1 protein-coding gene is annotated in these 473 nt (G+C 26.4%); it reads left to right on the forward strand.

Annotated elements, in window-relative coordinates:
• Window positions 1–19: 19 nt before the first annotated feature.
• The coding region (locus KSU54_RS18625; protein WP_217746770.1) for a YopX family protein at window positions 20–473 on the forward strand (454 nt) is incomplete at its 3' end.

Genomic DNA, 473 nt, shown 5'->3' on the forward strand with positions numbered 1-473 from the left:
AATTGTGAGGTAGTGGAAGATGAATAGAGAAATAAAATTTAAAGCATATATAGAAGTAAAAGAAAAACAAAATTTTTATGATGGTGACAAAGTTAAATTAATTGATAAAAAGATATCTGATGTCAATGAAATTTATTGGTGTAACGGTGAAATATCGCATATCCGCATAAAGAATTCTCCCTTAGAAATTCACACCATTTTTAGCGATTATTGCAATATTAAATTATTACAATATACGGGTTTAAAAGACAAAAATAATAAAGAAGTATATGAGGGAGATATTGTTTGCGCAAATGATGAAAAATGTATTATTTCTTGGCATTTAGGTGGATGGATCTTAAATAAAGTAAACAAAAGTGACTACGTTAGATTGTTTATTAGCTATTTAACAAAGAGAGAAAACAAGCAATATTATAGTGATGATATTGAAATAATTGGAAATATATACGAAAACAAGGAGTTATTAGAAGATG

It is taken from the genome of Erysipelatoclostridium sp. MSK.23.31, assembly GCF_019125875.1.
Classification (GTDB): domain Bacteria; phylum Bacillota_I; class Bacilli_A; order Erysipelotrichales; family Coprobacillaceae; genus Thomasclavelia; species Thomasclavelia ramosa.